The following is a 22,527-nucleotide window of genomic DNA, read 5'->3' on the forward strand; positions in this document are numbered from 1 at the left end:
AGGTATATGTCCCGCCCTTGGTCACCTTGCGGTCTCGAACCGGGGGAATAGCACGTCGTTCTCCAACGCAATGTGCGCGGCCAGTTCATCAAGCAACGTCGCCGTGCCGCCATAAAGCGACCGCCACGACCCGCAAGCATGTTCTGGTGGTGTCAGATCACCTGTCAGCTTGCGGATCCGCGCGATGGTCGCGGCGTGGTCGTCATGGTCGGCGCGCATGACCGCAATCGGGTGTTCGATGCCCGCCCCGCCGCCCGCGCGCATCGCCGGGAACAGGATCAGCTCTTCCTTGGCCATGTGGTCTTCCATCTCGCGCGCCAGCGTGGCCAGGGCACGGGCGAGACCCGTAGGGGCGTCCGGATCATCGGCGTGAACCTGTTCGACACGCTCGGCCAAGGGTACGAGCGAGGCCAGATCCGCCCGGTGCATCTCGTGATAATGGGTCAGGATGTGGTCGATCAGGGCGCCGGTTTCCTGCGGCGCTTCTGGGGTAGCGGTGGCGGTGGCATCGTCGTGCATGGCACGTTCCTTTTGCGATGAGTCGTCGAATTGAATTGGTATTTGATTTACCGATTAAACTCCGGTAATACGCATTGTAAATACCAAATCAGGAGCGCGACCATGCGCCTCACGTCCTTCACAGATTACGGGCTTCGCGTGCTGATGCGCATGGCGGGCACCCCCGATCGCGCCTTCACGGCCGCCGACCTTGCCGCCGAGTTCCGTATCTCACGCAACCATCTGGCCAAGGTGATCTCGGCGCTTGCCGCGGCAGGTCTTCTGGAAACCCGGCGCGGCGGCGGCGGCGGCGCGATGCTGTCCCGCGCGCCCGAGGACATCCGTTTGGGCGATGTGGTGGCGGTGCTGGAGGCCGATCAGGCACTGGTCGAGTGTTTCGCCTCCGACACCAACGCCTGCACCCTGACCCCGCACTGCCGGTTGAAGGCTCGGCTGGCCCATGCCGAGGCGGCTTTCATCGACGAGCTAAACCGCAGCACCCTGGCCGATTGCGTCTATCTGCCGGAAGACGCCTGACGGGTCAGCAGTTGTCGGGCCATCAGCGCGATCGCGCCCCAGACCGCGCTGCGCAGGGCCATGGCGTAAACGGTGCGCATCTCGAAGGCTCCACCCTGGGCGACATGCAGACCGAAGGCCACAAAGACCAGCAGCGTTGCGGCGAAAATCGCGAGAGACAGAGGATAGGCCCATCGCCGCCCCTGCCACAGACCCAGGCCCGCTACGACATACGCCAGTCCAGCCAGTGTGTTGAACCACAAGACGAACAGGACGACCGCCCCCATCTCGAGCGCACCAAGCAGCGTGGTGCCGCCAGAAACAACCGTCAAAAGGCCGAAGGCAATCGCAACTCCACCCGTAATGCGCAGCAGTCTATCCTGTTTTTTCATCGCAAACGTCCTCCTGAGCGTTTAGCAGCGCCAACTGCACGTCGAACAATCGCAACCCCTCTTGCGGGAGCGAAAAGCCCCGCGCGCCGAGCGTCCAGCGGATGGCGACACCCTGAACCAGCGATGTCAGCAGGATGGCGGCATCCTCCGGGCTGACGTCGCGCTTCAGGTCGCCCGCGGCCTGAAGATCATTGATCACGGCAACAAGGCGGCTCTGGAACGCGCCCAGAAGCCCGCGAAACACGTCGCGCAGGGCTTGATTGTCCACCTGCAACTCGCGCGAGAACAGGATAGACGGCAGCGCAGGCGTCGCGGATATGGCCGTCAGTTGCGCACCGATCAGCGCCTTCAGGCGCGCATGCGGCTCGCTGGCCCCGCCCTCGGCTGCGACCCAATCACGCTGCAAGCGGTCCGCGATATCCTCCGCCACCGCCAACCAGAGCGCGCCCTTTGTGGGGAAATGCCGGAAGATTGCAGGCTGACTGAGGCCTATGGCGCGCGCGACATCCGTGGTGCTGAGCCGGTCCGGGCCGATTTCATCGGCCAGTCGCAGAACCTCAGCCACGATCTGCGCCTTTCGCTCTTCCGCGCTTTGACGGCCCGACATGCATCACCTCTTGTTAGTTATAACTAACTAACATATACTGTTGACAACCGCAACCTCTATCCCGAGTCGCGCGCCCGGATCGAAAGGACCCCCGCCATGCCCGTCACAACCGCCCCGACCGGCTATTCCCGCCTGCAGATCGCGCTGCATTGGCTCGTCTTCGCGCTGATCGCGCAGCAATACATCTTCAAGGATGCGATGTCGGCTGCCTGGGACCGCATCACCGACGGGCTGGAGGCCGGGTTTGACCCGCTCGTGCTGGCCCATGTGGCGGGCGGCGCGCTGGTGATGATCTTCGCGCTATGGCGGCTGACGCTCCGCACCCGGCGGGGCGTGCCCCCGGCGATCGACGCGAGCAAGCTGCAGGGCATCCTCGCCAAGCTCACCCATGTGGGCCTTTACGCGCTGATGATCCTGATGCCCGTCAGCGGCTCGGTCGCGTGGTTTGGCGGGGTCGAGGCGGCGGCTCAGGGGCACAACGTGATGAAGATCGTCCTGCTGGCGCTGATCGCTCTGCATGTGGTCGGCGCGCTCTACCATCAATTCGTGTTGCGTGACGGGACGCTGGCGCGGATGCGCCGGGCACAGGGCTGAGTCCCATGCGCCTCGCCCCCCTCCTTGCCGTGCCGCCTATAGCTCTTGGGATCGCCGCAGCGGTCTGGATGATCGCCTCGGCCCCCGGCCCCGCGCAGATTGACGGGCGCGCGCCCGCCCTGCCCGTCCGGGTAATGACCGTCGCGGTTGAGGATATCCGCCCGACCGCCACGGCGTGGGGTAACCTGCGGGCGGCCGACACTTGGGTCGCCGTGGCCGAGGTGCAGGGCGAGGTGATCTGGCGGCACCCCGACCTTGAGCCCGGTCGCCTGATCCCCGATGGGACCGAGGTTCTGCGCATCGACCCCGCCGATTACGAACTGGCGCTGGCGCAATCGCAGGCCGATCTGGCAGCACTTGCCGCCGAGACCGCACAACTGACCGCCGAGGCGGCCAACACGGGCCGCATCCTCGAACTGGAACGTGCCCGGCTGGCGCTGGCCGAGGCCGAACTGACGCGCACCCGGACCCTCGCCCAACAGGCCACAGTTCCGCAATCGCGCGTCGATGAGGCCGAGCGTGCCACGCTTCTGGCCCGCCGCACGGTCGCGGAACTGGAGAACACGCTCGCCCTGATCCCATCGCGCGAGGAGAGGATCGCGGCGCAGGTCGCACGCAGCGAGGCCGCCATCGACCGCGCGCGCCGCGCGCTCGACCGCACGACCCTGACGACGCCGTTCGACATGCGCGTGACCGAGGTAAATGCGGAGCTGTTTCAGACCGTCAGCCCCGGTCAGGTGGTGATCCGCGGCGACGGGATCGCAGCGGCCGAAGTCGTGGCCCATCTGCCAATCGACAGCTTTCGCCGCCTGCTGGGAGATGCGCCCGAAGGCATCACCCTTGCCGACATGATGCGCGACATGCCCGCCACGCAGATCGAGGTGACGCTCAGCCCGCTGTCGGACCCGACACAGATCTGGACCGCCCATGTGGCTCGGATCGAGGGCGCGCTGGATGCCCGCGCGCGCACCGTCCCTGTCGTCGTCAGGGTTGACGACCCCTATGAGGGCGCGGACCCGCCCCGCCGCCTGCCGCTGGTGCCCAACATGCAGGTGCAGCTTTCCTTTTCGGGCGCTTCCATGACAGGCCTCATCGCGATCCCCGAGGCGGCGTTGCATGGCGACATGGTGCGTATCCTTGGCCCCGACGACCTGCTGGAATTGCGCCCCGTCACCGCCGGTTTTGCACAAGACGGCTCGGTCATCATCACCGATGGGCTCGCCCCGGGCGACCGCGTCGTGATCGACGACATCGCCCCGGCCATCCCCGGCATGGCCCTGACGCCAATCGAGGCCGCGCAATGATCCGCTGGTTCACCGGCCACCCGACGGCGGGCAACCTGCTGCTTTTGCTGTTCCTCGCCGCCGGGGCCTTTGCCGCGCCGGGTCTCTTGCGCGAAACCTTCCCGGATTTCCGCGCTGTCGAGGCCGAGATCACCGTGCCCTACCGGGGCGCTGCCGCCGAGGATGTCGAAGGCGCGATCTGCGCGCCGCTGTGGGACGGGGTGCAGGGTGTCGAGGGGCTGGAAACCTTCACCTGCACCGCACACACCGGCCGCGCGCGGGCCGTGGCAACCATGGCGCCGGGCAATGACGCGCTGCGTTTCGTCAACTCACTGCGGACCGAGGTTTCGGCCATCGACAGCTTCCCTGACCGTGCCGATCCTGCGGTCGTGCGCGAATTGCACCGCTCCGATCCGGTCACCTCGGTCGCCATCTCGGGCGATCTGCCACTGGGCGAGTTGGACCTTTATGCCGACGGCCTGTCGGACCAATTGACTGCCCTGCCGGGTGTTGCGCGCGTGACGCGCGGGGGCCTCGGCGCCCGGACACTGTCCATCACGACAGACCGCGCCGTGCTCGACAGCCACGGCCTGACGCCTGCCGCATTGGCCGCCGCCATCGCCGCGCAGAACATCGACCTGCCCGCCGGAACGCTGGAGGGTCCAGGCGCTGACCTGACCCTGCGTTTCACCGCCGAGCGCGATACAGCAATCACCCTTGCGACCATCCCCGTGCTGGTCCTGCCGAATGGCGCGACCCTGACATTAGGAGATGTAGCCGTGATCGAAGAAGGCTTCGAGCCGCCGCAGGACCGCGCCCTTGTCGATGGCACCCCGGCCATCGTGATCGACGTCGCCAAGGCACTTGATGCCGACGCGCTGCGCGTGCTCGACGGGGTCGCGGCGCTGGTGGCCGAGGAAACCGCACGCCTGCCCGACACGATCATGGTCGAGGTGGTGCAGGACGTGACATCCATCATCCGCGACCGGCTGGTGATGCTGGTGCAGAACGGGGTGATCGGCCTTGTGCTGGTCGTCGCTGTCATGAGCCTGTTTTTCCGACCCGGTTTTGCGATTTGGGCCGCAATGGGCCTGCCCGTGGCCTTTGCTGGGGCCTTCGTCTGGATGGCGCTGACAGGGCTCAGCCTGAACATGATGACACTGGTGGCGCTTCTGATGGCGATCGGGATCGTGATGGACGATTCCATCGTGATCGCGGATTCCATCGCTGTACACGCCGCCAAGGGAGCCACGGTCGGGACCGTGGCGGCTGGTGTGGCCGCCGTGGCACCCGGCGTGATCTCGTCATTTCTGACGACGCTGGCGGTGTTCCTGCCTCTGGCCTTTCTGGCGGGCGAGTTGGGTGCCGTGCTCGAAGTCCTGCCGGTGGTCCTGCTGGCCGCACTCGCCGCCTCGCTGGTCGAGGCGTTCCTGATCCTGCCCCACCATCTGAAAGGCGGGATGAAGGATACCGCCCCATCTCGGTTCCGCCTCCGCTTCGATGCTGGCTTCGACGCACTGCGCGAGCACGGTGTGGGCCGTCTGGCCGATGCCGCGATCCGCTGGCGCTGGCTGGTCGCGGGGCTGGCCATCGGGGCCTTGATCCTGACGGTCGGCGCCTTGGGCGGTGGTGTGGTCAAGCGTGAGGCGATGCCCGAGATCGACGGCGACGTGCTCGAGGCGCGGCTGATGCTGCCTGCCGGCACCCCGCTGGCGCGCACGGGCCAAGCCGTCACACAGGTCGAGGCGGCCCTTGACCGCGTGAACGCCCGCCTCACCCCGGACCAGCCCGAGGCGCAACCGCTTGTCATCCGCCGCATCACCCGGCTTGGCCGCAACCTCTCGGCGGGCGAGACCGGCGCCCATGTCGCCACCGTCGCGGTAGACCTTCTGGGCGCGGAGACGCGCACCAGCACGCTCGACGAGATCGTCACGCTCTGGCGCGAAGAGATCGGGCCTCTGCCGGGAGTGTCCTCGCTGATCCTGACCGAGCCGGGAATCGGTCCGCAGGGCATTGCCGTGGAACTGCGCCTGACCCATCCCGACCTCGCCACGCTGGAGGCGGCAGGTCGTGCCATGTTAGCGGAACTTGAAACCTATGCCGGTGTGCGCAACGCGATTGTCGACCTGCGTCCGGGTGCACCGGAGCTGCGACTGAGCCTCTCGCCGGGTGCCGAGGCGCTGGGGCTGACCGCCACGGATGTGGCAGGCCAGCTTCGCGCGGGCTTCCTCGGCACGCAGCTTGCGGAAATCCGGCGCGGCGATCTGGCCTGGGATATCGAGGTTCGGCTGGCCGATGAGGACCGCACCACCCGCGCCGACCTGAACCTCTTCGAGATTGCCCTGCCCGGTGGCGGCACCGTGCCGCTGTCGAGCATCGCCACGATAACCGAGGTGCGCGGCTGGGGCACCGTCACACGCCGCGACGGGCTGCGCACCCTGACCGTTTCGGCCGATGTGGATGGGCGCATCGGCAATGCCGACGCGATCACTGCACGGCTGGCCGAGGGCTTCCTGCCCGATCTGGCAGCCTCCACCCCCGGCCTTGGCTTTGACATCGGCGGGCAGGCCGCGAATTCCGCCGAAACCGTCGCCTCGATCCTGCGCGGCTTTCTGATCGGACTGGTGGGCATCTACATCGTGCTCAGCTTCCAGTTCCGCAGCTATGTCGAGCCGCTGATCGTGATGATCACCATCCCGCTGGCGTTTCTGGGCGTGATCTGGGGGCATGTCCTGATGGGCTACAACATCTCCATGCCGTCGCTGGTGGGGGCGGCCTCGCTCGCGGGTATCGTGGTCAACAACGCGATCCTGCTGGTCGGCGTCATCAACGCCCGTCGCGCCGAGGGGCTGTCCGCCGCGTTGGCTGCTGGCGAGGCTGTGCGGTCGCGGTTCCGCCCGATCTTCGTCTCGGTCTCGACCACGATCATGGGGATGGCACCGCTGCTGCTGGAGACCTCGACCCAGGCCCAGACGCTCAAGCCGCTGGTGATCTCCGTGGTCTTCGGTCTGCTTGCCGCAACGGTCCTGATCCTTTTGGTGCTGCCCGCGTTCTATGCAGCACTCGAGGACGTGCGGCCAAGGAAACAGGGCCATCTCGCCGTTCCAGAAGGTCGCTGACACCACCGGCCGCCTCAAGAAACATGATTGTTCGAAACCTGCGGTGACCTTGGCGACTTGTTGAGCTCAGTTCGGGCGGTACCAGTCGGCATTCGCCAAGGGGACGCCCGCAAGGCATCGAACGAAATTTCGGCCAAGACCGCTCTGTCAGGGCCTGTAGGCCGCGTCCTGCTGCCAGCCGGTAAAGCCGCTCTGCAGGACGACGACGTTCGAGCGCCCTGCCACCCGCAGCGCGAAGGCCGCTTGGGCCGACAGGCTGCCAGTGTTGCAGAACAGGATGGTCATCCGGTCCTCGGGGATCTGGTCGATCCGGTCGAGCACCTCGCGCCACTCGATGTTCACCGCGCCGGGGATCGTGCCTTCCTCGAACTGGCCCGCGTCGCGGGTGTCGACGAAGAGCGCGGCTTCAAAAACGGTCTGGTCGAGCTGCTGGGGCAGGATGATGCCGGCCTCGTATTCCGAGAACATCATGTATTCCTGCATGGCGTCGATGGCCGCGTCCTGCGCCAGAGTGGGCGCTGTGTGCAGCCCGAACGCGACGGTCGCTGCCGCCACAAGGTGTTTCAGGGTCATCCAGGGGTTCCTCCGTTTCGGTTTTCTGTTTTCTTGGCCGGCCTCAGAACACCAGCACCTTGTCGGCGACGAGCGTGTCCTGGGCGAGTTCGTCCATGGTCGATCGGCTCGTCCCCTCCATCATGTCGCCCTCGGCGAGGCCGCGGGCATCCATGCAGGTGCCGCACATCAGAACGCGCCCCCTGGCGGTAAGGACGCGGCCGATTATGCGCTCGAGATTGTAGTAGCCATCGGGCGTCTTCTGGCCGGCCTTGGCGCAGAGCACCGCGTCGGCCATCAGGAAGACGGTGATGTCCGCTTCAGGGTCGTTCTTGGCCAGCGCGTGGGCCATGCGCAGGCCGTTGAAGCTGCGCTCGGTGCCATAGGGTGGGTCGTTGGGAAGGATCAGGTGGTTCACTCGACGCGCTCCTTCGCCGTGATGCGTGGGTCCAGCGCGTGGCCCGAGGCCGGGCCGCGCAAGGGCTGGACCAGCATCCGGTCGAGCCAGAGGTCGCGGCGGGTGCGGAACTGTTCGATGCCGATCTCTATCCCCTCATGTCCCTTGGCGGGCTGGGCGATGTAGGTGCCGAGCAGCCGGTCCCACCACGGCAGGTTGAAGCCATAATTCGAGTTGGTCTCGCGCGGATCGACGGAATGGTGGACGCGGTGCATGTCCGGCGTCACGACGAACAGGCGCAGGACACGGTCCAAGGGGCGCGGCAGGTCGATATTGGCGTGATTGAAGAGTGCTGTGGCGTTGAGGATCACCTCGAACATCAGCACCGCGACGGCGGGCGGACCGAGGGCCGCGACCACCGCCAGCTTGATCCCCATCGAGATGAGGATCTCCACGGGATGAAAGCGCAGCCCCGTGGTTGCGTCGAAGTCGAGATCGGCGTGGTGCATCCGGTGCAGCCGCCAGAGCCCGGGCACGGCGTGGAACATCACGTGCTGAAGGTAGATCGCCAGATCGAGCACCAGCATGGAGACTACAACCGCAACCCAGACCAGCACGTCGATGTTGTTAAACAGACCCCAGCCACGCTCTTCGGCCATGACCGCGAGCCCGACGGCGATGATCGGGAAGGTCAGCCGCAGGATCGCGGTGTCGAGCACCACGAGCGCGAGGTTGTTCGTCCAGCGGATGACGCGCGGGATCTCGCGCCGACGGCGGGGCGCCGCCACCTCCCATAGCGCCATGGCGACCAGGACGCCGAGAAAGGCGACAAGGCGGATGGTCGGTTCGGCGGCGAGGATGGTCTCGGACATAGGGCGCGGGCCTTGGGGCTTGTGGGGCGCGAAGGACTCGCTATTATTCAATCCATCGCTTGAATGATCTACCGTTTGGAGACGTCCCGTGTCAATCAGCCCGAAGCTGGCTCTGCTCGAAGAATACGCACTCGTCGCACGCGCCCTGTCGGCTCCGGCCCGGCTGTCGCTTCTCGAACAACTGGCGCAAGGGGAACGCGGTGTGGAAGCGCTTGCGGAAAAGACCGGCCTCACCATCGCCAACTGTTCGCAGCATCTGCAGCAGCTCCGCCGTGCGGGCCTCGCCACCAGCCGCCGAGACGGCAAGGCGGTGATCTACCGACTGACCGACGCGAAGACGCTTCAACTGATGGACCTTCTGCGCATCGTTGCGGAGCGGAACCTCGCGCAGGTCGAGCGCATCCTGCGGGGCCTCTCGGGCGGCGAGGACGCCCCCGAACCGGTCAGCCGCGCGGACCTCGCCGCACGGCTCGCGGAAGGCTCCGTCACCGTGCTCGACGTGAGACCGGCAGACGAATACGCTGCAGGCCACATTCCAGGCGCGCTGAACGCCACTCTGGCGCAGCTAGAGCAGATCCTCCCCAGGCTCGAGCTGGACGCCGAGATCGTCGCCTATTGCCGCGGCCCCTACTGCGTCTACGCCCACCAGGCCGTCGCAACGCTGCGCCGCCACGGGCTCAACGCGCGGCGACTGGAAGGCGGTCTGCCGGAATGGCGCGAGGATGGAAGGCCCGTGCTCATCGACGCGGAATGAGTGGTCCTTTGCTTGGGCAAGCCCGCGCCGCGTCGCACCCAAGCTACGCCACTGTTTTCCGTTTGCGTAAACACGTAGCAGGCCAGCGTGAAGGCGAAGCCATTCCGTTCACCAGCAGTCCACATCATTGCACGGGACCCGGCTTACGAGGGCGGATTGCTAAAGTGTGCGACGGGACACGATATCACGCGATCACAACATGAACATGTGCTGCACACGACGTCGCTCAAACCATTGAAATCCTACCGCAATCTCTACCATCCATCACTGGACGATCTGTCAGCCTGTCGCTTTCCACATCCTGTAACGCCCCTGCCCTGTCACCTCGCAGATCAAAGCGCTCGCTTCCATCCATGCCAGATTGCGCTGGACGGCGGCGCGACTGGCTCCGGTCATGGCCTCAGCCATTGGGGCAGAGACCAACGGCCACTCTGTGAAGACCTTGCGCAACGCGACCGGCGTACGGCCCGATAATTGTTCCATGGAGTTTTCTGCCCTCCAGGTCCACGATTCAATATCGTCAAGTGTTCGCATCGCCTTCAGAATCGCACTGCTCATCCCATCCAACCAGCGGGCCAGGCGTTCGGGTGGCAAGCCCGTGGCACGCAGCCCCCCTGCCCCGCCCATAGCGAGCGGTGCGAAGATGGCGCCGCTTCCGTCGCTGACCGCGATCCTGGACGCGGTGACGGCGGCTTCCATCTGGTCGCCGTGCCGTCCGAGGCCCGCCAGGCTCCAGAGATGAAAACCCATGCAAGACCGCGTGATTGGATGCAAGTCGCCCGCAGCTGCCATGACGTCCAGCCATCCGCCCGAGCGATCTTCGAAACGCTCAGTGCTGTCTTCAATGTTGTCAGGATCTCGGCGATCCAGGAAGGCGGCCAAGTCACCTTTTGGTTCAGGACCGCCTGTCAGGCGCCGAACAGCCCATCCAACTCTTGCCAGGGCATTTGGGTCATCCTGTGCGCCCGAGAGCCGCATCGATACCCAGAGCGCCAGACGATCACAATTCACCCGATCCCCTGCAAACCAGCTGAGGTCCGCCGCCTCGATATGAGCGAGGCGATGCCGCCACCCTGCCGGGCCACGCAGCAGCCGGTCATCCAGAGCTCCCAGGCGTCCAGCCACTCCTGCCAGTCGCGCAGCGTGAACGCTTTCTGCCTTTGCCCAGTCTTCGATGACAGCAGTGTCAGGCGGTTCCGCCCGAGGCCCGGGAGGCAAATCATCCGGTTCATCCTCGAGTGGCCCTGGCAGAAACCAGAGATCGTCTTCGTGAGCATCTTCTTCCTCCTCCGTCATGACGAGAGGGTCGTCGAAATCATCAAGAAAAGTAGATGTTTGCGGCTTCATATGCGCAAAATACTAATATTAAGCACATTACCCAAGCGGTTTTGTGGCCATTGCCCATTCTCTTTGCATATTTCGCGCGCGCGACCGTCGGCGGAACCTCTCAGATCGCGCTCAGCGCAAGGAAACCAAGGGATTGTGCATCAGCACGACGAGAGAACACTTGCTTGCAATCGTTTACAAACGGTCGTTTATTTGCAATATATAAAATTGCAAACGGCTCTTTTCCATGCCCCTGATAGGCTATGCGCGCGTCTCCACAGAGGATCAGACCCCCCTGCCCCAGTCCGAGGCCCTTCAATCTGCGGGTTGCATAGAGATCTTTGAAGAGCACGCCTCAGGTGGCAATCGGGCGCGACCGGTGCTTGCACGTGTGCTGGAGCGGATTGGTAAGGGCGACACGCTGGTCGTCGTGCGGATCGACCGGCTTGCGCGGTCTTTGTCGCACTTGCTTGAGGTGATCGAAAGACTGGAGGGCAAGGGGGCGTTCTTCCGCTCGCTGCAGGATCCAATCGACACCGCCTCCCCTCAAGGAAAGTTCACGCTGCAGGTTCTGGGCGCCGCGGCCGAGTTCGAACGCGCTCTGATCCGCGAGCGTACCAAGGCGGGCCTTGCCTCGGCACGCGCCAAAGCTCGCGTTGGTGGCAATCCCGGGCTTCGCACCAAGGACCCCGCCGCACTGCGCAAGGTGCGGTTGGCACGACAGGACGGCTACATGGCGCGCCTGAACGAAACCGCGCAGGATTGGGTGCCACATGTGCGCCGCTTGCGCCCCGATATGGCATGGGAAGACGTTCTGCGGATTATCAATGGCCCCCTACCCCACAGCCGCCATTGGACGCAAAGCCGCCTGCTCCGCGCCGTGAAAGCATATGTGCGGGACGGGTTCCTGCCCGATGAAGTGCTTGGACGCGCTGGACGTCGCGAAACCGACGATCGCCTGCCTGCGATTGTTGCGGCCATCAAAGGTTCGGACCCGGATATCACGCTACAGGCGATCTGCGACCGGTTGGAAGCCATGCGTGAGCGGACTCCACGGGGACGTACAAGCTGGCAACCGTCATCCGTCAGGATGCTGTTGGAACGGGCGGAGCGACTTGGGTTGCTGGTCAGGCAAATGGATTGACGATGCGCAGCCGATCCTCGACCAGCAATCCGTCGTGCATGTCCTCAGTCCACAACGTCGTGCACCCAGCGATCAGCGCGGCAGACACGATCATCGCGTCATAGACCGATAACTGGTACTTCTCTGCCAACGCGCGACCGACTTGATGGGTTTGAACCGTTAAGCCCTCGACAGGGCATAAGGACTTAATACCCTCAAGAAACGCTCCGGTATCTTCCCAACTGAGCCCAGCTTTCCGTCGGCAATTGACCATCGCTTCGTTCAGGACCTGAACGCTGATCCGGGGTCCCTGCCCCAGAATTTCCTCCGCCCTCTCAGCCTTTGGACCATCGTCGAGCAGATAGAGCACAACATTCGTGTCTGCGAATTCAGCGCTCATGCGCGGCGTCGCGGCTTAGACGCGCGTCCTTGGGCAGTTTTCCGCGAAACCGCCTTAGCCCTTGTAGAACTTCATCGGCGCGAGGTTGGCGTCTCACAAGAATGGTTCCATCGTCCTTTACCAGGTCTACCTGATCGCCTTCCTTTAAGCCGAGTTCCCTCACAAGATCCGCGGGTAGCCGGACGGCAAGGGAGTTTCCCCATTTGGCAACTTGCATCTTGTCCTCTCACGCATGGATAAACATCCAATAATGTATATCCAGAACTGCCAAAAGGCAAGCTCTGGTGCGCTCAAAGCCATGATGGAGCCCTCCGACAAGAGTTCTCCCCTGTCCCTTTTCGTGAGATGCGGTGCGTTACACTATGCAGCAGGAAGCCTAACAGCCTTGTGTTCGGTGACGACCCGCCCACTAGATGTGGAAAAACCTTGCGCGAATCCGACTCTTGCGCCAATAGTCACGGAAACGAGGCAAAAAACGTCAATTTCCGTGAACACGCCAAAGACGCGATGTCTCGGAAGCGAGAGGGCAGATGGATAATACCTTTGTGCATGAGGATCTCAACGCGGTGATCCGCCAGCATTCGGAATGGCTGGCGAACCAGTTGCATTCGCAACGTGAGAGCCTGTTTCCACCCGATGCCGAGAAGACCATGCGCAAATTCACCTCTGGTGAGGCTGCGGCGCTGCTCGGCGTAAACGATTCCTATCTTCGCAAACTCAACTTGGATGGCAAAGGGCCTTCTCCCGAGCTTACCGCCGGCAACCGTCGTCTTTACTCGGCGCAGGATATCCAGGCGCTGCGTGTGCTCCTTGAAAAAACCGCTCGCAAGCCGGGCGATTACGTTCCCGGACGACGAGAAGGTGATCATCTTCAGGTCATCGGCGTGATGAATTTCAAGGGCGGGTCCGGAAAAACAACAACCTCTGCCCATCTTGCCCAACGGCTTGCCCTGCGCGGATATCGTGTGCTGGGCATTGATCTTGACCCACAAGCTTCCTTCACCGCGCTGCACGGCGTTCAGCCGGAATTGGACCTCGAAGATGGTGGCACTCTCTACGATGCGATCCGCTATGAGGACCCGGAGCCGATCCGGTCGGTCATCCGCAAGACCTATATCCCCAATTTGGACTTGATCCCCGGCAACCTCGAACTGATGGAGTTCGAGCACGACACCCCGCGCGCGCTGGCGCAGGGCAATGCCGGACTTTTCTTCTTCCGCGTGAAGGAGGCGCTGGCCCAGGTCGATGAGGACTACGACGTGGTCGTCATAGATTGCCCTCCGCAGCTTGGCTTTCTGACCATGTCCGCCCTGTCCGCGGCCACGGGCGTTCTGGTGACCATCCATCCAGAGATGCTCGATGTGATGTCCATGTCGCAATTCCTCCGCATGACAGCCGACCTCATGGACGTGATCGCCGAGAGCGGCGCTGACATGTCTCATGACTGGATGCGCTATGTTTTGACCCGCTACGAGCCGCAGGATGCGCCGCAGAACCGCATCGTGGCTTTCCTGCGAACAATGTACGGCGAAGCCGTGCTGAATTCGCCCATGTTAAAGTCCACAGCCATCTCAGATGCGGGCCTGACCAAGCAGACACTTTATGAAGTGGAACGCAGCGCGTTCACGCGTTCCACCTATGATCGCGCGATTGAGAGCCTGAATACGCTGAATGACGAGATCGCCGACCTAATCCAGAAAACCTGGGGGCGCACATGACCAGTGGCAAGAAGAAGCGCATGTCAATGCTGGACAGTCTCGCGGCAGCTGGGGCCCCCTCCCCTGCCCCTCAGACAGGTGCTGTGACACCGATGATGACCTCGAATCGCGCCCTTCGGTCTGCCCGCGACGCGGTCGATTCCCATCATGTTTGGGAACTGGACCCGGCGAGCATCGAAGACGGGCGTATGGCGGACCGGCTTGACCCGGCCGATGTACTGGATTTGCGCGATGCGATTGAGGCGAACGGTCAGACTGTTCCGATCCTCGTGCGACGTGCGCCGGGTGAAGATGATCGCTACCGTTTGGTCTATGGGCGACGCAGGCTGGAGGCGATCCGTCAGTCCGATAAGGTTACCAAGGTTCGCGCGTTAGTCACCAACCTGGATGACGACAGCGCTCTGCGTGCTCAGATTTCGGAGAACATGGGGCGGCGCGATTTGTCTTTTATTGAAAAGGCCCTGTTCGCAAAAGACCTTGTGTCGTCCGGCTTCGGAAATCAATCTCAGGTTGCAGAAATTCTTACCGTCACGAAGTCGTCCATATCTATGGCGATCGCGATCGCGGACATGGTCGGGTCGGATCTGGTACGCGCCATTGGCGCCGCCCATGGCATTGGCCGACCCCGATGGGAATCCCTTGGTCGGGCCATCGACGAGAATGGTCTGGACCGCGAGGACCTTATCGGGATCGCGAAAGAGGCACGTGAAAATGCCGAGACCTCCATGGTGGTGGATGACGTTGCCTCTACCAATGACCCGTCCATCCAAGCGTTCCTGGCCGTAGAAAAGGCTGTGACCAAGGCGATTAAACCGGCCAAGTCGCCCTCCCCTGCCCCACCTTCCAGCGTCCCGCTGAAGATCGGCGGCAAACGCGGCGGCACGGTGAAACGCACTGCCAAGGGCCTATCGATCGAGTTGGCGGGTGGCGACTTCGCCGATTGGGTCGAGACGCAAGTGCATGACATGATTGAAGACCTTCACGAACGCTGGAAGCAGCGGTCGGAAGACTGAGGAAGAGCAGAAATCAAAGAAGGAGGCACGAAAAGGCAAAAGAAAAGGTCCCGCAAAGCGACCACTCCACGAGACCCTAACTTGTTTCTAGCACCTTCAAGGTAGTGTCCGGAGCTATTTTCCGCAAGTCCAAAGTGATTCGCGGACCGGGATATTTTTGTCTTTGTGAATGACAAAATGGACTACACGCCCGTAACGCCGTTCCGGCGAACGATAGATGCTGCCATCCTGAAACATCAGGCAGCGACCCAGGAAGACCTGCCCCCAGCCGGCGCCAACAAGTGGGAGGTCCTGAGGGAGCTCGCTGCCGCTCGAGTCGCGTTCGGCTTGTCCGATCGGGATTTGACGGTGCTTCAGGCGCTGGTCAGCTTTCACCAAGCGACAATTCTCGGAGGCAATGACAGCGAATTGATTGTACATCCGTCCAACAAGGCGATTTGCGAGCGCCTGAACGGCATGCCCTGCTCGACGATGCGGCGCCACCTCTCCAACCTTGTGCAGACTGGCTTTGTTGTCCGGCGCGATAGCCCCAATGGGAAGCGCTATGCCCGCCGCTACGGCGACGAAAAGGTTGCGTTTGGGTTCGACCTCTCTCCGCTCGTTCGACGCTTCCAGGAGGTTTGTGAGGCCGCTGAGACCGTCCGGGCCGCAGAAGAGCGGTACAAGCGCCTACGTGCCACTGTGAGCCTCATGCGGCGTGACCTCGCAGGGCTGGCCGAGTACGGGCGCTCACTTCGTCCGGATCAAGGCGTCTGGGACCAATTCTCTGATCTTGCGGCCCTAACGGCCCGAGATCTTCGCAGAAAACTCGAAATGGAAGACCTTAGGCGCATCGAAGACGCTTTGGGGTCAGCTTTAGATCACGCCCGAAGCCTTCTGGATGGCTGTGAAACAGAAAATATGAGCACCAATGATGCTGTTTCTGAGCAGCACTATCAGAATTCAAATAAAGACTCTTATGATCTTGAGCCTCGCTTAGAAAAAGCGCGGGACGGAGGCGCTGTGCGCGAAACTCCAGAAGTTGCCAATAGTCCTCTGTGTTCTGAAGATGAGGGCAACTCAACGGCAACTATTGACGATCAACTGATGCCGAACATACCGCTTGGTCTCGTCCTCGCCTCCTGTCAGGAATTCAAAGCGTATTCCGAGCAGCCCGTGCGCCACTGGCACGATCTGGTCCGGGTGGCTGATGTGGTCAGGCCCATGATGGGTATTTCCCCGTCCGCGTGGGACGAGGCCAAACGCTATATGGGTCCCGAAGAAGCGTCTGTTGTGATCGTTGCAATGCTTGAACGGTTTGCGGATATCCGATCACCTGGAGGCTACTTGAGAACCCTATCTTCAAAGGCAGCAATTGGGGAGTTCTCCTGCGGTCCGATGATCATGGCCTTGATGCGGCGGGATGCTGCATGATGAGTTCACAGCTGTGAACTCGGCTGACAAGTAGGATAGCTCGGGATAGTTCACAGTTGTGAACTTCTTTCCAACACGGTCAGAGGCTGCGCTCGCGGACTTGGCCAGAAACAGGGTCCTTCGGTTGCCAGTCACGCCGGCAGGTCACCATCGCCAAACAGGTTAGGGAAAAGACGTTCCCGATAATCCAACGGAAACGCCAACCGAACCGGCGTCTTCGGCGAGGCGGACGTCATGTATCCGGCGGCGGTCAGTTTACTCAGCGTGTTGCGAGCCGTGCGCTCGGATGTCTTGAGCACAATTTGCGCGTCACCTCGTTCCAGTGCCCCATGCCGAAGAACCGCCGAGATCAGTTCCGGCGCTCGCTTGTCATCAATGGTATCTGCAACAAGACGACGATACCGTTGGTCCAGTCCGCCAAGATCGAACAATCTTGCTGAGAAGGTGATCTGGTCGAGCGTCACCTTTAGGAACCATTCACTAAACGTCTTCAGTGCCGCTTCTGACAGGTTCCCCCGTCCGTCGCGGTCTTCGCGGCGAGGACTGTCGGCCAGATCCATCATCCGGTTGTACTCGCCCCGATCGGTCAGCCCGCGGGCCAGCCCACGTGATACGGACCAGAGCCCCAAGCCACCAATCCCCGCTGTGAGGGCCATGGCATGAGACATCAGTCTGCTGACACGGCCGTTACCATCCGGGAAGGGGTGGATGTAGTTCAGCCGGTGATGTGCAGACGCGATCGCGATGATCCGTCCGCTCGAAGACCGCGCCGCAATCTGAAATCGTTTGTCGAAATGGTCCATGAATGCCGCGACGCGCGACGATGAAGGAGGTAGGTGGCGCCCGACCGCAACTTCCCGATCATCATCCTGGCGCATGCGTCCCGGAACGATGGGCTCTTGTGTGCCGTCGGGATGTTCGATGACCCGAAACTCATCCGGCATCTCGTCGTAGAAGCTCTTATGGACCCAAGTCAGGAATTCGACGGATGTGGGGCGGGGCAGGGTGCCCTTGCGATGCATCTCGTCGATGGTCCGTTGAACGATGACGTGCGCCCGGGCCTCAAGGGCGAGGGGACGGGTTTCTTCCTCAAGCTCGGCACCAGCCAGCGCCCTTTCGATGTCGCGGGGGCGCGTGTTGTGTCCTTCGATCAGGTTGGAGTAGTAGCAGTTCATCACACGGACGAGATCGGCAAGTTCGGCTGCGCTGTCAGGATGCAACCCTTGTCCCAGCCCGGTGGCTTCCCTCTGGATGTCGACCGAAAGGTCTGCCAGTTCTGTAGGAATATGCTCCTCGAAGAAGCAGGGTTCGATCCTGGCGGGTGTTTCCAGCATTTTGCCGATCTTCCATGTTTGCAAAGTAATTGAAAAATAAACACATTTCGTATTTTCAAGCAAGGTTTTGCCGATATGCGTTGCCGATCTTGGTTGCCGATCTAGAATTGCTGCATGAAATCAATGGCTTCGGCAGATGTGCCGGGCTTTCGGTTTTGTTGTGTGCCCAAAGGGGCCGGGAAAAGTAAAAGTGTTCTTCGGGTTTTTTGACTGACGGATGAGGGCTTTTGGGGTCCCTCGGATGGGTCCGGGCCGGGTTCCGGTCTGTCTTTCCTTATGAAGGGCATTCCGATGCAAACAGGTGTCTTGCGCGTGTTACGCGCGACCGCTGCCTCGTGGTGGCGACACAAGGAACTACGCCGAACCGGCCAGACGGGCCAGGCACTGCAGCTCGAGCGCGAGACCGTCCTGCGTGATCTCGGCTATCTCAGGCAGGCGGCGACGCTGCCGAATGCCCATGTGATCTGCGGAGAGGGCGGCACGTTCATCCATCTTGGTTGGACCACCGTTTCGACCTTCGCGCCGATCGAGCGCTTTCCCTTGGCCACTCTTGCGGTCGCACGAGGGACCCCGTTCATCGATATCCGACCCGTCACCGATGTGATTGCCTTTGCGAACCTACCGCGGGTGGCGCGGGACGGATCGCCCGACCCTGAACCCTGGGGTCCTGGCAAGTCCGTCTCGCTGACCACCTACGTCGACATGGTCGAAGTGCTTGGTGCCAAGATCGCCAACGATCCGCGGCCCCGTCGGTCAACCTGATCCCCAATCTTCTCGCCAACACACGAAAGGACGCCAACCATGGCCCGATCCCGCACGCCCAAATTCGATGCCTCCGAGGCCATCACAAACGAAATCATCCGCATCATCGAGCGTGGCGTCCTGCCGTGGCGCAAGCCATGGACCGCAGGGGGCAGCTCTCGTCCCCTGCGTGTGGGCGGTGAACCCTACCAGGGGGTGAACAACTTCCTGCTGACGATGCGGACCGTGATGGCGGGCCACAGCTCGCCCTTCTGGATGACGTTGCCGCAGGCCAATGCGTTGGACGCAAAGGTCCGCAAGGGCGAGAAATCCTCTGTCGTCGTCTATTACGGTCAAAGCCGGAAAGACGCGGGCGGCGATGAGCATGACCGCAGCGACGGGGATGATCACTCCGAGGAAGCCCGCATCTTTCGCTTTCAGAAATCCTACCGCGTGTTCAATGCCTGCCAGATCGAGGGCCTGCCCGACAGTTTCTTCCCCGACCCGGAGCCCGCGCCCGAGCATCCTCCGTCCGAGCCCATCCCGCACATGCAGGCGTTTTTCGATGCCATCGACATCACGACCGTCTTCACGGGCACGGAAGCGTACTATTTGCCGCCCGTGGACAAGGTCTACATGCCGTCAATCTCTAGGTTCGAGAATCCACGAAATTTCTACGGGGTCTGGGCCCATGAGCTGGCCCATGCCACAAAAGCCCCGCATCGGCTGAACCGTGACTTCGGGTTCTCGAAGTTTGGCAACACGTCCTATGCGCGCGAGGAGATCGTCGCGGAATTGACCTCGGTGTTCCTGGGTCAGACGCTCGGCTTCACGGCGCATACGCTCGAGATGAATGCCGCCTACCTCCACAACTGGTTGCGCGTTCTTCGGTCGGACAAGGGCGCGATCTTCCGGCACGCCGCGGACGCGCAGCGGGCCTGCGACTATCTGATCGCCAGATCGGAGACGGGCAGGGCAGGGCGCAGTGCCGAGGCCGCCTGACCACACGGAGAACGGAGACTCGCATGTCACGCAAGGAACCCAAGACGCTGCGGGTGGCCTGCTTCGAAGACGGCCGCCGCAAGATCATCGTCTTCAAGCGCGGTGCCTATTGGTGGAGCCCGTCCGAGGGCGCTTATCCGCTCTCGGCGGCACTTGAGAGCATCAAGGAACAGGGCGGCTGGATCGAAACCATCCCCAACCCGAACTACAGAGCCAGAGGGCTGTTCGGGTAAGGCGCCTTCAGCCTCGATTCATCCGCCAAGCGTAAAAGTGAAAGCGGGCTTTGGGAAGGGTGTTTCAACTTCTCAAAGGAGATCCCCATGCCCATGACCGTTCAACCCCAGCCAGACCGTCCGGATCCGAGCGTGATCGCGGCGCAGAACGACGCGTTTCGCAAGCTTGCCTGCCTCGGAGTTCCGCCCGCCCAGCCCATCCAGGGCCGCATGCATGTCACCCGCTCGCTTATGGAGGCCGGTGACGGCTTCATGGCCGAGGCGGTGAAGGCAACTGGCGAGTTTGCCACGTTCGAGCCTGAGAATGATCCTGTAGGCTGGCACGATTTCGGGGCGGTCGAGATCCGGGGCGAGACCGTGTTCTGGAAAATCGATCTCTATGAGGCGGATTCCGACTTCCGCTACGGCGCCGAGGCCCCGGATAATCCTGCCACCACCATGCGTGTGCTGACCATCATGCTGGCGCGCGACTGGTAGGGGAGGGGACACCCCTCCTGACAGCCCAGGCGATGAAGGCCCGCTGCCCCAAAATGGCAAAGCGGGCCTTCTGTCGTTGTGATCCCTGAAGCCGGGGATTGGTCACGCGCGTGAAGGCGCGGGCCACACCTCACCCACCTGGAAGGATATCCCATGACCACAAGCTTTGCCCCTCTCACCGTCGCCATCGGCGATCTGGTCCCGCATCCCGCCAATGTGCGCAGCAACGCGCCGGAAACCTATGACCCCGAGAACATCGCCCATCTGAAAGCCAGCATTGCTGTTCTGGGCTTGCTCCAGCCGCTCCTGGTCCAGAAGCTTGACGGCAAATATGCTGTCCTCGCCGGTGGCCGGCGCCATGCCGCGCTGAAGGAACTGGTTGCCGACAAGGCCGCCAAGGGGTTCACGGCGAAGACCAAGGTGGAATGCCGCCTTGTCCCTGACGACTGCGATGTCACCACGGCCCTGTCGCTCGCAGAGAACATCACGCAAGCGCCGATGAATGCCATCGACGAGTTCGAGGCCTTCGCCCGGATGATGGAAGTCGACGGACAGACGCCTGAAACCATCGCAAAAACCTTCGGCACCACGATCGCCGCCGTGAAAGGCCGGTTGCGCTATGGCCTGATCCACCCCGACATCCGCGCCGCGGCCCGGGCTAAGACGATCACGCTCGACACGATGAAGGCCTTTGCGGAGCATCCGAGCCAGGAGGTGCAGCGCGAAGTATTCGAGGCGCTCACCAGGGAAGATAGCTACCTGCAGGCCTATACGGTCCGCCAGGCGCTCAAATCCCGCGGCGTGCAGGTCAGCGACGATATCGGGGCCTTCGTGCGCGAGGACTATGAGGCCCGGGGCGGCGCTGTCGCAGCCGATCTGCTGGAAGAGCATTCGGTGCTCGAGGATGCGGCGCTGGTCGAGACCATCCTGCTCGAGAAGCTCGGTGCCGCCGCCGAGGAGGCCCGTATGAGGCTGGGCTTTGCCTGGGCCGATGCGATGGTCCGCTATGATTACGCGACCATGGCCGACTACGGCCGCGTCTATCCCGGCCCGATCGAGCCGGATGAGGCTGCCCAGAAGCGCATCGATGAGATCACCGCCGAGCTTGAGCAACTGCAACTCGAGATGGAAGATGAGGGGCTCGACGACGGTGCCTACAACGCCCTTTACGACCGCGTCGACGCTCTGGAAGAGGAAGCCCGCGACCTGCAGGAGGCCTATAGCGCCGAGGACCTCGCCCGTGCAGGCGTGATCGCGTCCTGGTCCAACGGGCAGGTGACGCTCCATGTGGGCCTCTTGCGCCCGGAGGACATCGTGAAAGAAGAGGGCGCGCGCGCCGCCTCAGCCAATACGAACGGGGAGGAAGCCCCGGACGCTGGCGAGATCAGCTACCCTGCCTCGCTGGCCGAGGACCTCAAGACCGAGCGGGCCATGGCGCTCGGGGCCGCGATGGCGCTGCATCCCGAGGCCACGCTCGATCTGACGCTTTTCAAGCTGGTCAGTGATGTTCTGGCCAGCGGCATGAGTGTCACGCAGGCCATCAAGGTCGAGGCCCGCAAGGAATACCGCAGCCATGCCAAGATGGACGAGATCGACGAGACCTCGCTCGATCAGGTGGCGGCGGCGCATGATGCGCTGGACCTCTCCTGGCTCGATGACGCGCGTTCGCCTGCCGATCAGTTCGCGGCGTTTCGCGCGCTGAAGCCGGGCGAGAAGGCCAAGCTCGTCGCCTATGCGACCGCCAGCACGACGCAGTCCTGCTTCGCACGGGACCGCCAGCGCGACAGCCTGATGCATGCGTTCGAGATCGAGATCATGCCCGATATCCGCGCCCACTGGACGCCGAACGCGGCGCTGTTCAATCGCTTCAAGAAGGCCTGGCTCCTCAAAATCCTAGGTGAGGATCTGGGTCTCGCCCAGGAGGCTGTGACGCTAGCCTCGTCGAGCAAGAAGGAGATCGTCGCCTTCTGCGACAAGCTTTTCGCCGAGCCCTTCGCCACGCTCACGGACGCGCAGCGCGCTGCCGTGGCCGCCTGGTGCCCGCCGATGATGCAGACCGCCGGTGTCGCCTTTGACGAGGCGGAGTCCGCTTCGGAAACCCCCGAGCCTGACGGCGAGGTCGCGCAAGCGGCCTGAGCCATCACGCGACCCGCGTGTGGATCT

The 22,527-nt window shown here is 62.8% G+C and carries 24 protein-coding genes; 14 read left to right on the top strand and 10 right to left on the bottom strand.

Features of this window, described 5'->3' with window-relative positions; genetic code table 11:
- Nucleotides 1-21: 21 nt before the first annotated feature.
- Entirely contained in the window at nucleotides 22-519 is a 498-nt protein-coding gene (locus tag F3H35_RS16770) for a hemerythrin domain-containing protein (protein ID WP_149780691.1), read from the bottom strand.
- A 102-nt stretch (nucleotides 520-621) separates the two neighbouring features.
- Here F3H35_RS16770 and F3H35_RS16775 point away from each other — a divergent pair, with 102 nt between their 5' ends.
- Complete coding sequence (locus tag F3H35_RS16775) at nucleotides 622-1,035, top strand: RrF2 family transcriptional regulator (protein ID WP_149780692.1); 414 nt, start codon at nucleotides 622-624, stop codon at nucleotides 1,033-1,035.
- Here F3H35_RS16775 and F3H35_RS16780 read toward each other — a convergent pair.
- On the bottom strand, nucleotides 1,014-1,406 hold the full coding sequence (locus F3H35_RS16780; RefSeq protein ID WP_149780693.1) for a hypothetical protein: 393 nt from the start codon (nucleotides 1,404-1,406) through the stop codon (nucleotides 1,014-1,016). The genes F3H35_RS16775 and F3H35_RS16780 overlap by 22 nt on opposite strands.
- A complete protein-coding gene (locus F3H35_RS16785; RefSeq protein WP_149780694.1) occupies nucleotides 1,390-2,013 on the bottom strand; it encodes a TetR/AcrR family transcriptional regulator in 624 nt (207 codons plus the stop codon). The genes F3H35_RS16780 and F3H35_RS16785 overlap by 17 nt, the downstream gene beginning before the upstream one ends.
- Before the next feature lie 96 nt (nucleotides 2,014-2,109).
- Between F3H35_RS16785 and F3H35_RS16790 the strand changes: the two genes are divergently transcribed.
- Genes F3H35_RS16790 through F3H35_RS16800 form a run of 3 tightly spaced genes read left to right on the top strand, consistent with a single transcriptional unit; the run spans nucleotide 2,110 to nucleotide 7,009 of the window.
- Complete coding sequence (locus tag F3H35_RS16790; RefSeq protein ID WP_149780695.1) at nucleotides 2,110-2,607, top strand: cytochrome b; 498 nt, start codon at nucleotides 2,110-2,112, stop codon at nucleotides 2,605-2,607.
- A 5-nt stretch (nucleotides 2,608-2,612) separates the two neighbouring features.
- Nucleotides 2,613-3,911: an efflux RND transporter periplasmic adaptor subunit gene (locus F3H35_RS16795; RefSeq protein WP_149780696.1), complete on the top strand. Its 1,299-nt coding sequence runs from the start codon at nucleotides 2,613-2,615 to the stop codon at nucleotides 3,909-3,911.
- Nucleotides 3,908-7,009: an efflux RND transporter permease subunit gene (locus tag F3H35_RS16800; RefSeq protein ID WP_149780697.1), complete on the top strand. Its 3,102-nt coding sequence runs from the start codon at nucleotides 3,908-3,910 to the stop codon at nucleotides 7,007-7,009. The genes F3H35_RS16795 and F3H35_RS16800 overlap by 4 nt, the downstream gene beginning before the upstream one ends.
- A gap of 147 nt (nucleotides 7,010-7,156) precedes the next feature.
- Here F3H35_RS16800 and F3H35_RS16805 read toward each other — a convergent pair whose 3' ends face one another.
- Genes F3H35_RS16805 through F3H35_RS16815 form a run of 3 tightly spaced genes read right to left on the bottom strand, consistent with a single transcriptional unit; the run spans nucleotide 7,157 to nucleotide 8,830 of the window.
- Nucleotides 7,157-7,582 (bottom strand): rhodanese-like domain-containing protein, encoded by a 426-nt coding sequence (locus F3H35_RS16805; protein WP_149780698.1) that lies wholly within the window; start codon nucleotides 7,580-7,582, stop codon nucleotides 7,157-7,159.
- Nucleotides 7,583-7,625: 43 nt separating this feature from the next.
- A complete protein-coding gene (locus tag F3H35_RS16810) occupies nucleotides 7,626-7,979 on the bottom strand; it encodes a DsrE/DsrF/TusD sulfur relay family protein (protein WP_149780699.1) in 354 nt (117 codons plus the stop codon).
- Nucleotides 7,976-8,830, bottom strand: coding sequence for a sterol desaturase family protein (locus F3H35_RS16815; RefSeq protein ID WP_149780700.1), 855 nt, complete (start codon nucleotides 8,828-8,830; stop codon nucleotides 7,976-7,978). Before F3H35_RS16815 ends, F3H35_RS16810 begins: the two co-directional genes overlap by 4 nt.
- Nucleotides 8,831-8,918: 88 nt before the next feature.
- On the opposite strand from F3H35_RS16815, the gene F3H35_RS16820 reads away from it, so the two are divergent.
- Nucleotides 8,919-9,584 (top strand): ArsR/SmtB family transcription factor, encoded by a 666-nt coding sequence (locus tag F3H35_RS16820; RefSeq protein WP_149780701.1) that lies wholly within the window; start codon nucleotides 8,919-8,921, stop codon nucleotides 9,582-9,584.
- 279 nt (nucleotides 9,585-9,863) lie between these two features.
- Here the strand turns inward: F3H35_RS16820 and F3H35_RS16825 are convergent, their stop codons facing one another.
- Nucleotides 9,864-10,931, bottom strand: coding sequence for a hypothetical protein (locus tag F3H35_RS16825; RefSeq protein ID WP_149780702.1), 1,068 nt, complete (start codon nucleotides 10,929-10,931; stop codon nucleotides 9,864-9,866).
- Nucleotides 10,932-11,157: 226 nt separating this feature from the next.
- Between F3H35_RS16825 and F3H35_RS16830 the strand changes: the two genes are divergently transcribed.
- The gene (locus tag F3H35_RS16830; protein ID WP_149780703.1) at nucleotides 11,158-12,054 is read left to right on the top strand and encodes a recombinase family protein; all 897 of its coding nucleotides are present in this window, start codon (nucleotides 11,158-11,160) and stop codon (nucleotides 12,052-12,054) included.
- Here the strand turns inward: F3H35_RS16830 and F3H35_RS16835 are convergent.
- Nucleotides 12,038-12,433 carry a PIN domain-containing protein gene (locus tag F3H35_RS16835; RefSeq protein ID WP_057821969.1) on the bottom strand — a complete coding sequence of 132 codons (396 nt, stop codon included), beginning with the start codon at nucleotides 12,431-12,433 and terminating at the stop codon, nucleotides 12,038-12,040. The two genes, F3H35_RS16830 and F3H35_RS16835, sit on opposite strands and share 17 nt — an antisense overlap.
- Nucleotides 12,423-12,650, bottom strand: a complete 228-nt coding sequence (locus tag F3H35_RS16840) for an AbrB/MazE/SpoVT family DNA-binding domain-containing protein (RefSeq protein WP_009815510.1) — start codon at nucleotides 12,648-12,650, stop codon at nucleotides 12,423-12,425. The genes F3H35_RS16835 and F3H35_RS16840 overlap by 11 nt, the downstream gene beginning before the upstream one ends.
- 313 nt (nucleotides 12,651-12,963) lie before the next feature.
- Here F3H35_RS16840 and repA point away from each other — a divergent pair, with 313 nt between their 5' ends.
- The 3 genes from repA to repC all read left to right on the top strand — a co-directional run bounded on the left by repA (nucleotide 12,964) and on the right by repC (nucleotide 16,577).
- Entirely contained in the window at nucleotides 12,964-14,151 is a 1,188-nt protein-coding gene (gene repA / locus F3H35_RS16845) for a plasmid partitioning protein RepA (RefSeq protein WP_027263652.1), read from the top strand.
- The gene (gene repB / locus F3H35_RS16850) at nucleotides 14,148-15,164 is read left to right on the top strand and encodes a plasmid partitioning protein RepB (RefSeq protein ID WP_149780704.1); all 1,017 of its coding nucleotides are present in this window, start codon (nucleotides 14,148-14,150) and stop codon (nucleotides 15,162-15,164) included. Before repA ends, repB begins: the two co-directional genes overlap by 4 nt.
- Before the next feature lie 177 nt (nucleotides 15,165-15,341).
- The gene (gene repC / locus F3H35_RS16855; protein ID WP_149780705.1) at nucleotides 15,342-16,577 is read left to right on the top strand and encodes a plasmid replication protein RepC; all 1,236 of its coding nucleotides are present in this window, start codon (nucleotides 15,342-15,344) and stop codon (nucleotides 16,575-16,577) included.
- Between the two features lie 131 nt (nucleotides 16,578-16,708).
- On the opposite strand, the gene F3H35_RS16860 is transcribed toward repC, so the two are convergent.
- On the bottom strand, nucleotides 16,709-17,911 hold the full coding sequence (locus tag F3H35_RS16860; protein WP_149780754.1) for a Fic family protein: 1,203 nt from the start codon (nucleotides 17,909-17,911) through the stop codon (nucleotides 16,709-16,711).
- Nucleotides 17,912-18,187: 276 nt separating this feature from the next.
- On the opposite strand from F3H35_RS16860, the gene F3H35_RS16865 reads away from it, so the two are divergent.
- The 5 genes from F3H35_RS16865 to F3H35_RS16885 all read left to right on the top strand — a co-directional run bounded on the left by F3H35_RS16865 (nucleotide 18,188) and on the right by F3H35_RS16885 (nucleotide 22,500).
- Nucleotides 18,188-18,673 (top strand): hypothetical protein, encoded by a 486-nt coding sequence (locus F3H35_RS16865; protein ID WP_149780706.1) that lies wholly within the window; start codon nucleotides 18,188-18,190, stop codon nucleotides 18,671-18,673.
- Nucleotides 18,674-18,712: 39 nt separating this feature from the next.
- Complete coding sequence (locus F3H35_RS16870) at nucleotides 18,713-19,654, top strand: ArdC family protein (RefSeq protein WP_149780707.1); 942 nt, start codon at nucleotides 18,713-18,715, stop codon at nucleotides 19,652-19,654.
- Between the two features lie 23 nt (nucleotides 19,655-19,677).
- A complete protein-coding gene (locus F3H35_RS16875) occupies nucleotides 19,678-19,887 on the top strand; it encodes a DUF6330 family protein (protein WP_149780708.1) in 210 nt (69 codons plus the stop codon).
- 87 nt (nucleotides 19,888-19,974) lie between these two features.
- Nucleotides 19,975-20,364 (top strand): DUF3768 domain-containing protein, encoded by a 390-nt coding sequence (locus F3H35_RS16880; RefSeq protein WP_149780709.1) that lies wholly within the window; start codon nucleotides 19,975-19,977, stop codon nucleotides 20,362-20,364.
- Nucleotides 20,365-20,517: 153 nt separating this feature from the next.
- Nucleotides 20,518-22,500, top strand: coding sequence for a ParB/RepB/Spo0J family partition protein (locus F3H35_RS16885; protein WP_149780710.1), 1,983 nt, complete (start codon nucleotides 20,518-20,520; stop codon nucleotides 22,498-22,500).
- Nucleotides 22,501-22,527: the final 27 nt, after the last annotated feature.

The organism is Roseovarius litoreus, assembly GCF_900142765.1.
Lineage (GTDB): Bacteria > Pseudomonadota > Alphaproteobacteria > Rhodobacterales > Rhodobacteraceae > Roseovarius > Roseovarius litoreus.

Bases quoted from the DNA above. Each gene is read 5' to 3' on its own strand.
- F3H35_RS16770 (WP_149780691.1), bottom strand. From the start codon at position 519: ATGCACGACGATGCCACCGCCACCGCTACCCCAGAAGCGCCGCAGGAA.
- F3H35_RS16775 (WP_149780692.1), top strand. From the start codon at position 622: ATGCGCCTCACGTCCTTCACAGATTACGGGCTTCGCGTGCTGATGCGC.
- F3H35_RS16780 (WP_149780693.1), bottom strand. From the start codon at position 1,406: ATGAAAAAACAGGATAGACTGCTGCGCATTACGGGTGGAGTTGCGATT.
- F3H35_RS16785 (WP_149780694.1), bottom strand. From the start codon at position 2,013: ATGTCGGGCCGTCAAAGCGCGGAAGAGCGAAAGGCGCAGATCGTGGCT.
- F3H35_RS16790 (WP_149780695.1), top strand. From the start codon at position 2,110: ATGCCCGTCACAACCGCCCCGACCGGCTATTCCCGCCTGCAGATCGCG.
- F3H35_RS16795 (WP_149780696.1), top strand. From the start codon at position 2,613: ATGCGCCTCGCCCCCCTCCTTGCCGTGCCGCCTATAGCTCTTGGGATC.
- F3H35_RS16800 (WP_149780697.1), top strand. From the start codon at position 3,908: ATGATCCGCTGGTTCACCGGCCACCCGACGGCGGGCAACCTGCTGCTT.
- F3H35_RS16805 (WP_149780698.1), bottom strand. From the start codon at position 7,582: ATGACCCTGAAACACCTTGTGGCGGCAGCGACCGTCGCGTTCGGGCTG.
- F3H35_RS16815 (WP_149780700.1), bottom strand. From the start codon at position 8,830: ATGTCCGAGACCATCCTCGCCGCCGAACCGACCATCCGCCTTGTCGCC.
- F3H35_RS16825 (WP_149780702.1), bottom strand. From the start codon at position 10,931: ATGAAGCCGCAAACATCTACTTTTCTTGATGATTTCGACGACCCTCTC.
- F3H35_RS16830 (WP_149780703.1), top strand. From the start codon at position 11,158: ATGCCCCTGATAGGCTATGCGCGCGTCTCCACAGAGGATCAGACCCCC.
- F3H35_RS16835 (WP_057821969.1), bottom strand. From the start codon at position 12,433: ATGAGCGCTGAATTCGCAGACACGAATGTTGTGCTCTATCTGCTCGAC.
- F3H35_RS16840 (WP_009815510.1), bottom strand. From the start codon at position 12,650: ATGCAAGTTGCCAAATGGGGAAACTCCCTTGCCGTCCGGCTACCCGCG.
- repA (WP_027263652.1), top strand. From the start codon at position 12,964: ATGGATAATACCTTTGTGCATGAGGATCTCAACGCGGTGATCCGCCAG.
- repB (WP_149780704.1), top strand. From the start codon at position 14,148: ATGACCAGTGGCAAGAAGAAGCGCATGTCAATGCTGGACAGTCTCGCG.
- repC (WP_149780705.1), top strand. From the start codon at position 15,342: ATGGACTACACGCCCGTAACGCCGTTCCGGCGAACGATAGATGCTGCC.
- F3H35_RS16860 (WP_149780754.1), bottom strand. From the start codon at position 17,911: ATGCTGGAAACACCCGCCAGGATCGAACCCTGCTTCTTCGAGGAGCAT.
- F3H35_RS16865 (WP_149780706.1), top strand. From the start codon at position 18,188: ATGAAGGGCATTCCGATGCAAACAGGTGTCTTGCGCGTGTTACGCGCG.
- F3H35_RS16870 (WP_149780707.1), top strand. From the start codon at position 18,713: ATGGCCCGATCCCGCACGCCCAAATTCGATGCCTCCGAGGCCATCACA.
- F3H35_RS16875 (WP_149780708.1), top strand. From the start codon at position 19,678: ATGTCACGCAAGGAACCCAAGACGCTGCGGGTGGCCTGCTTCGAAGAC.
- F3H35_RS16880 (WP_149780709.1), top strand. From the start codon at position 19,975: ATGCCCATGACCGTTCAACCCCAGCCAGACCGTCCGGATCCGAGCGTG.
- F3H35_RS16885 (WP_149780710.1), top strand. From the start codon at position 20,518: ATGACCACAAGCTTTGCCCCTCTCACCGTCGCCATCGGCGATCTGGTC.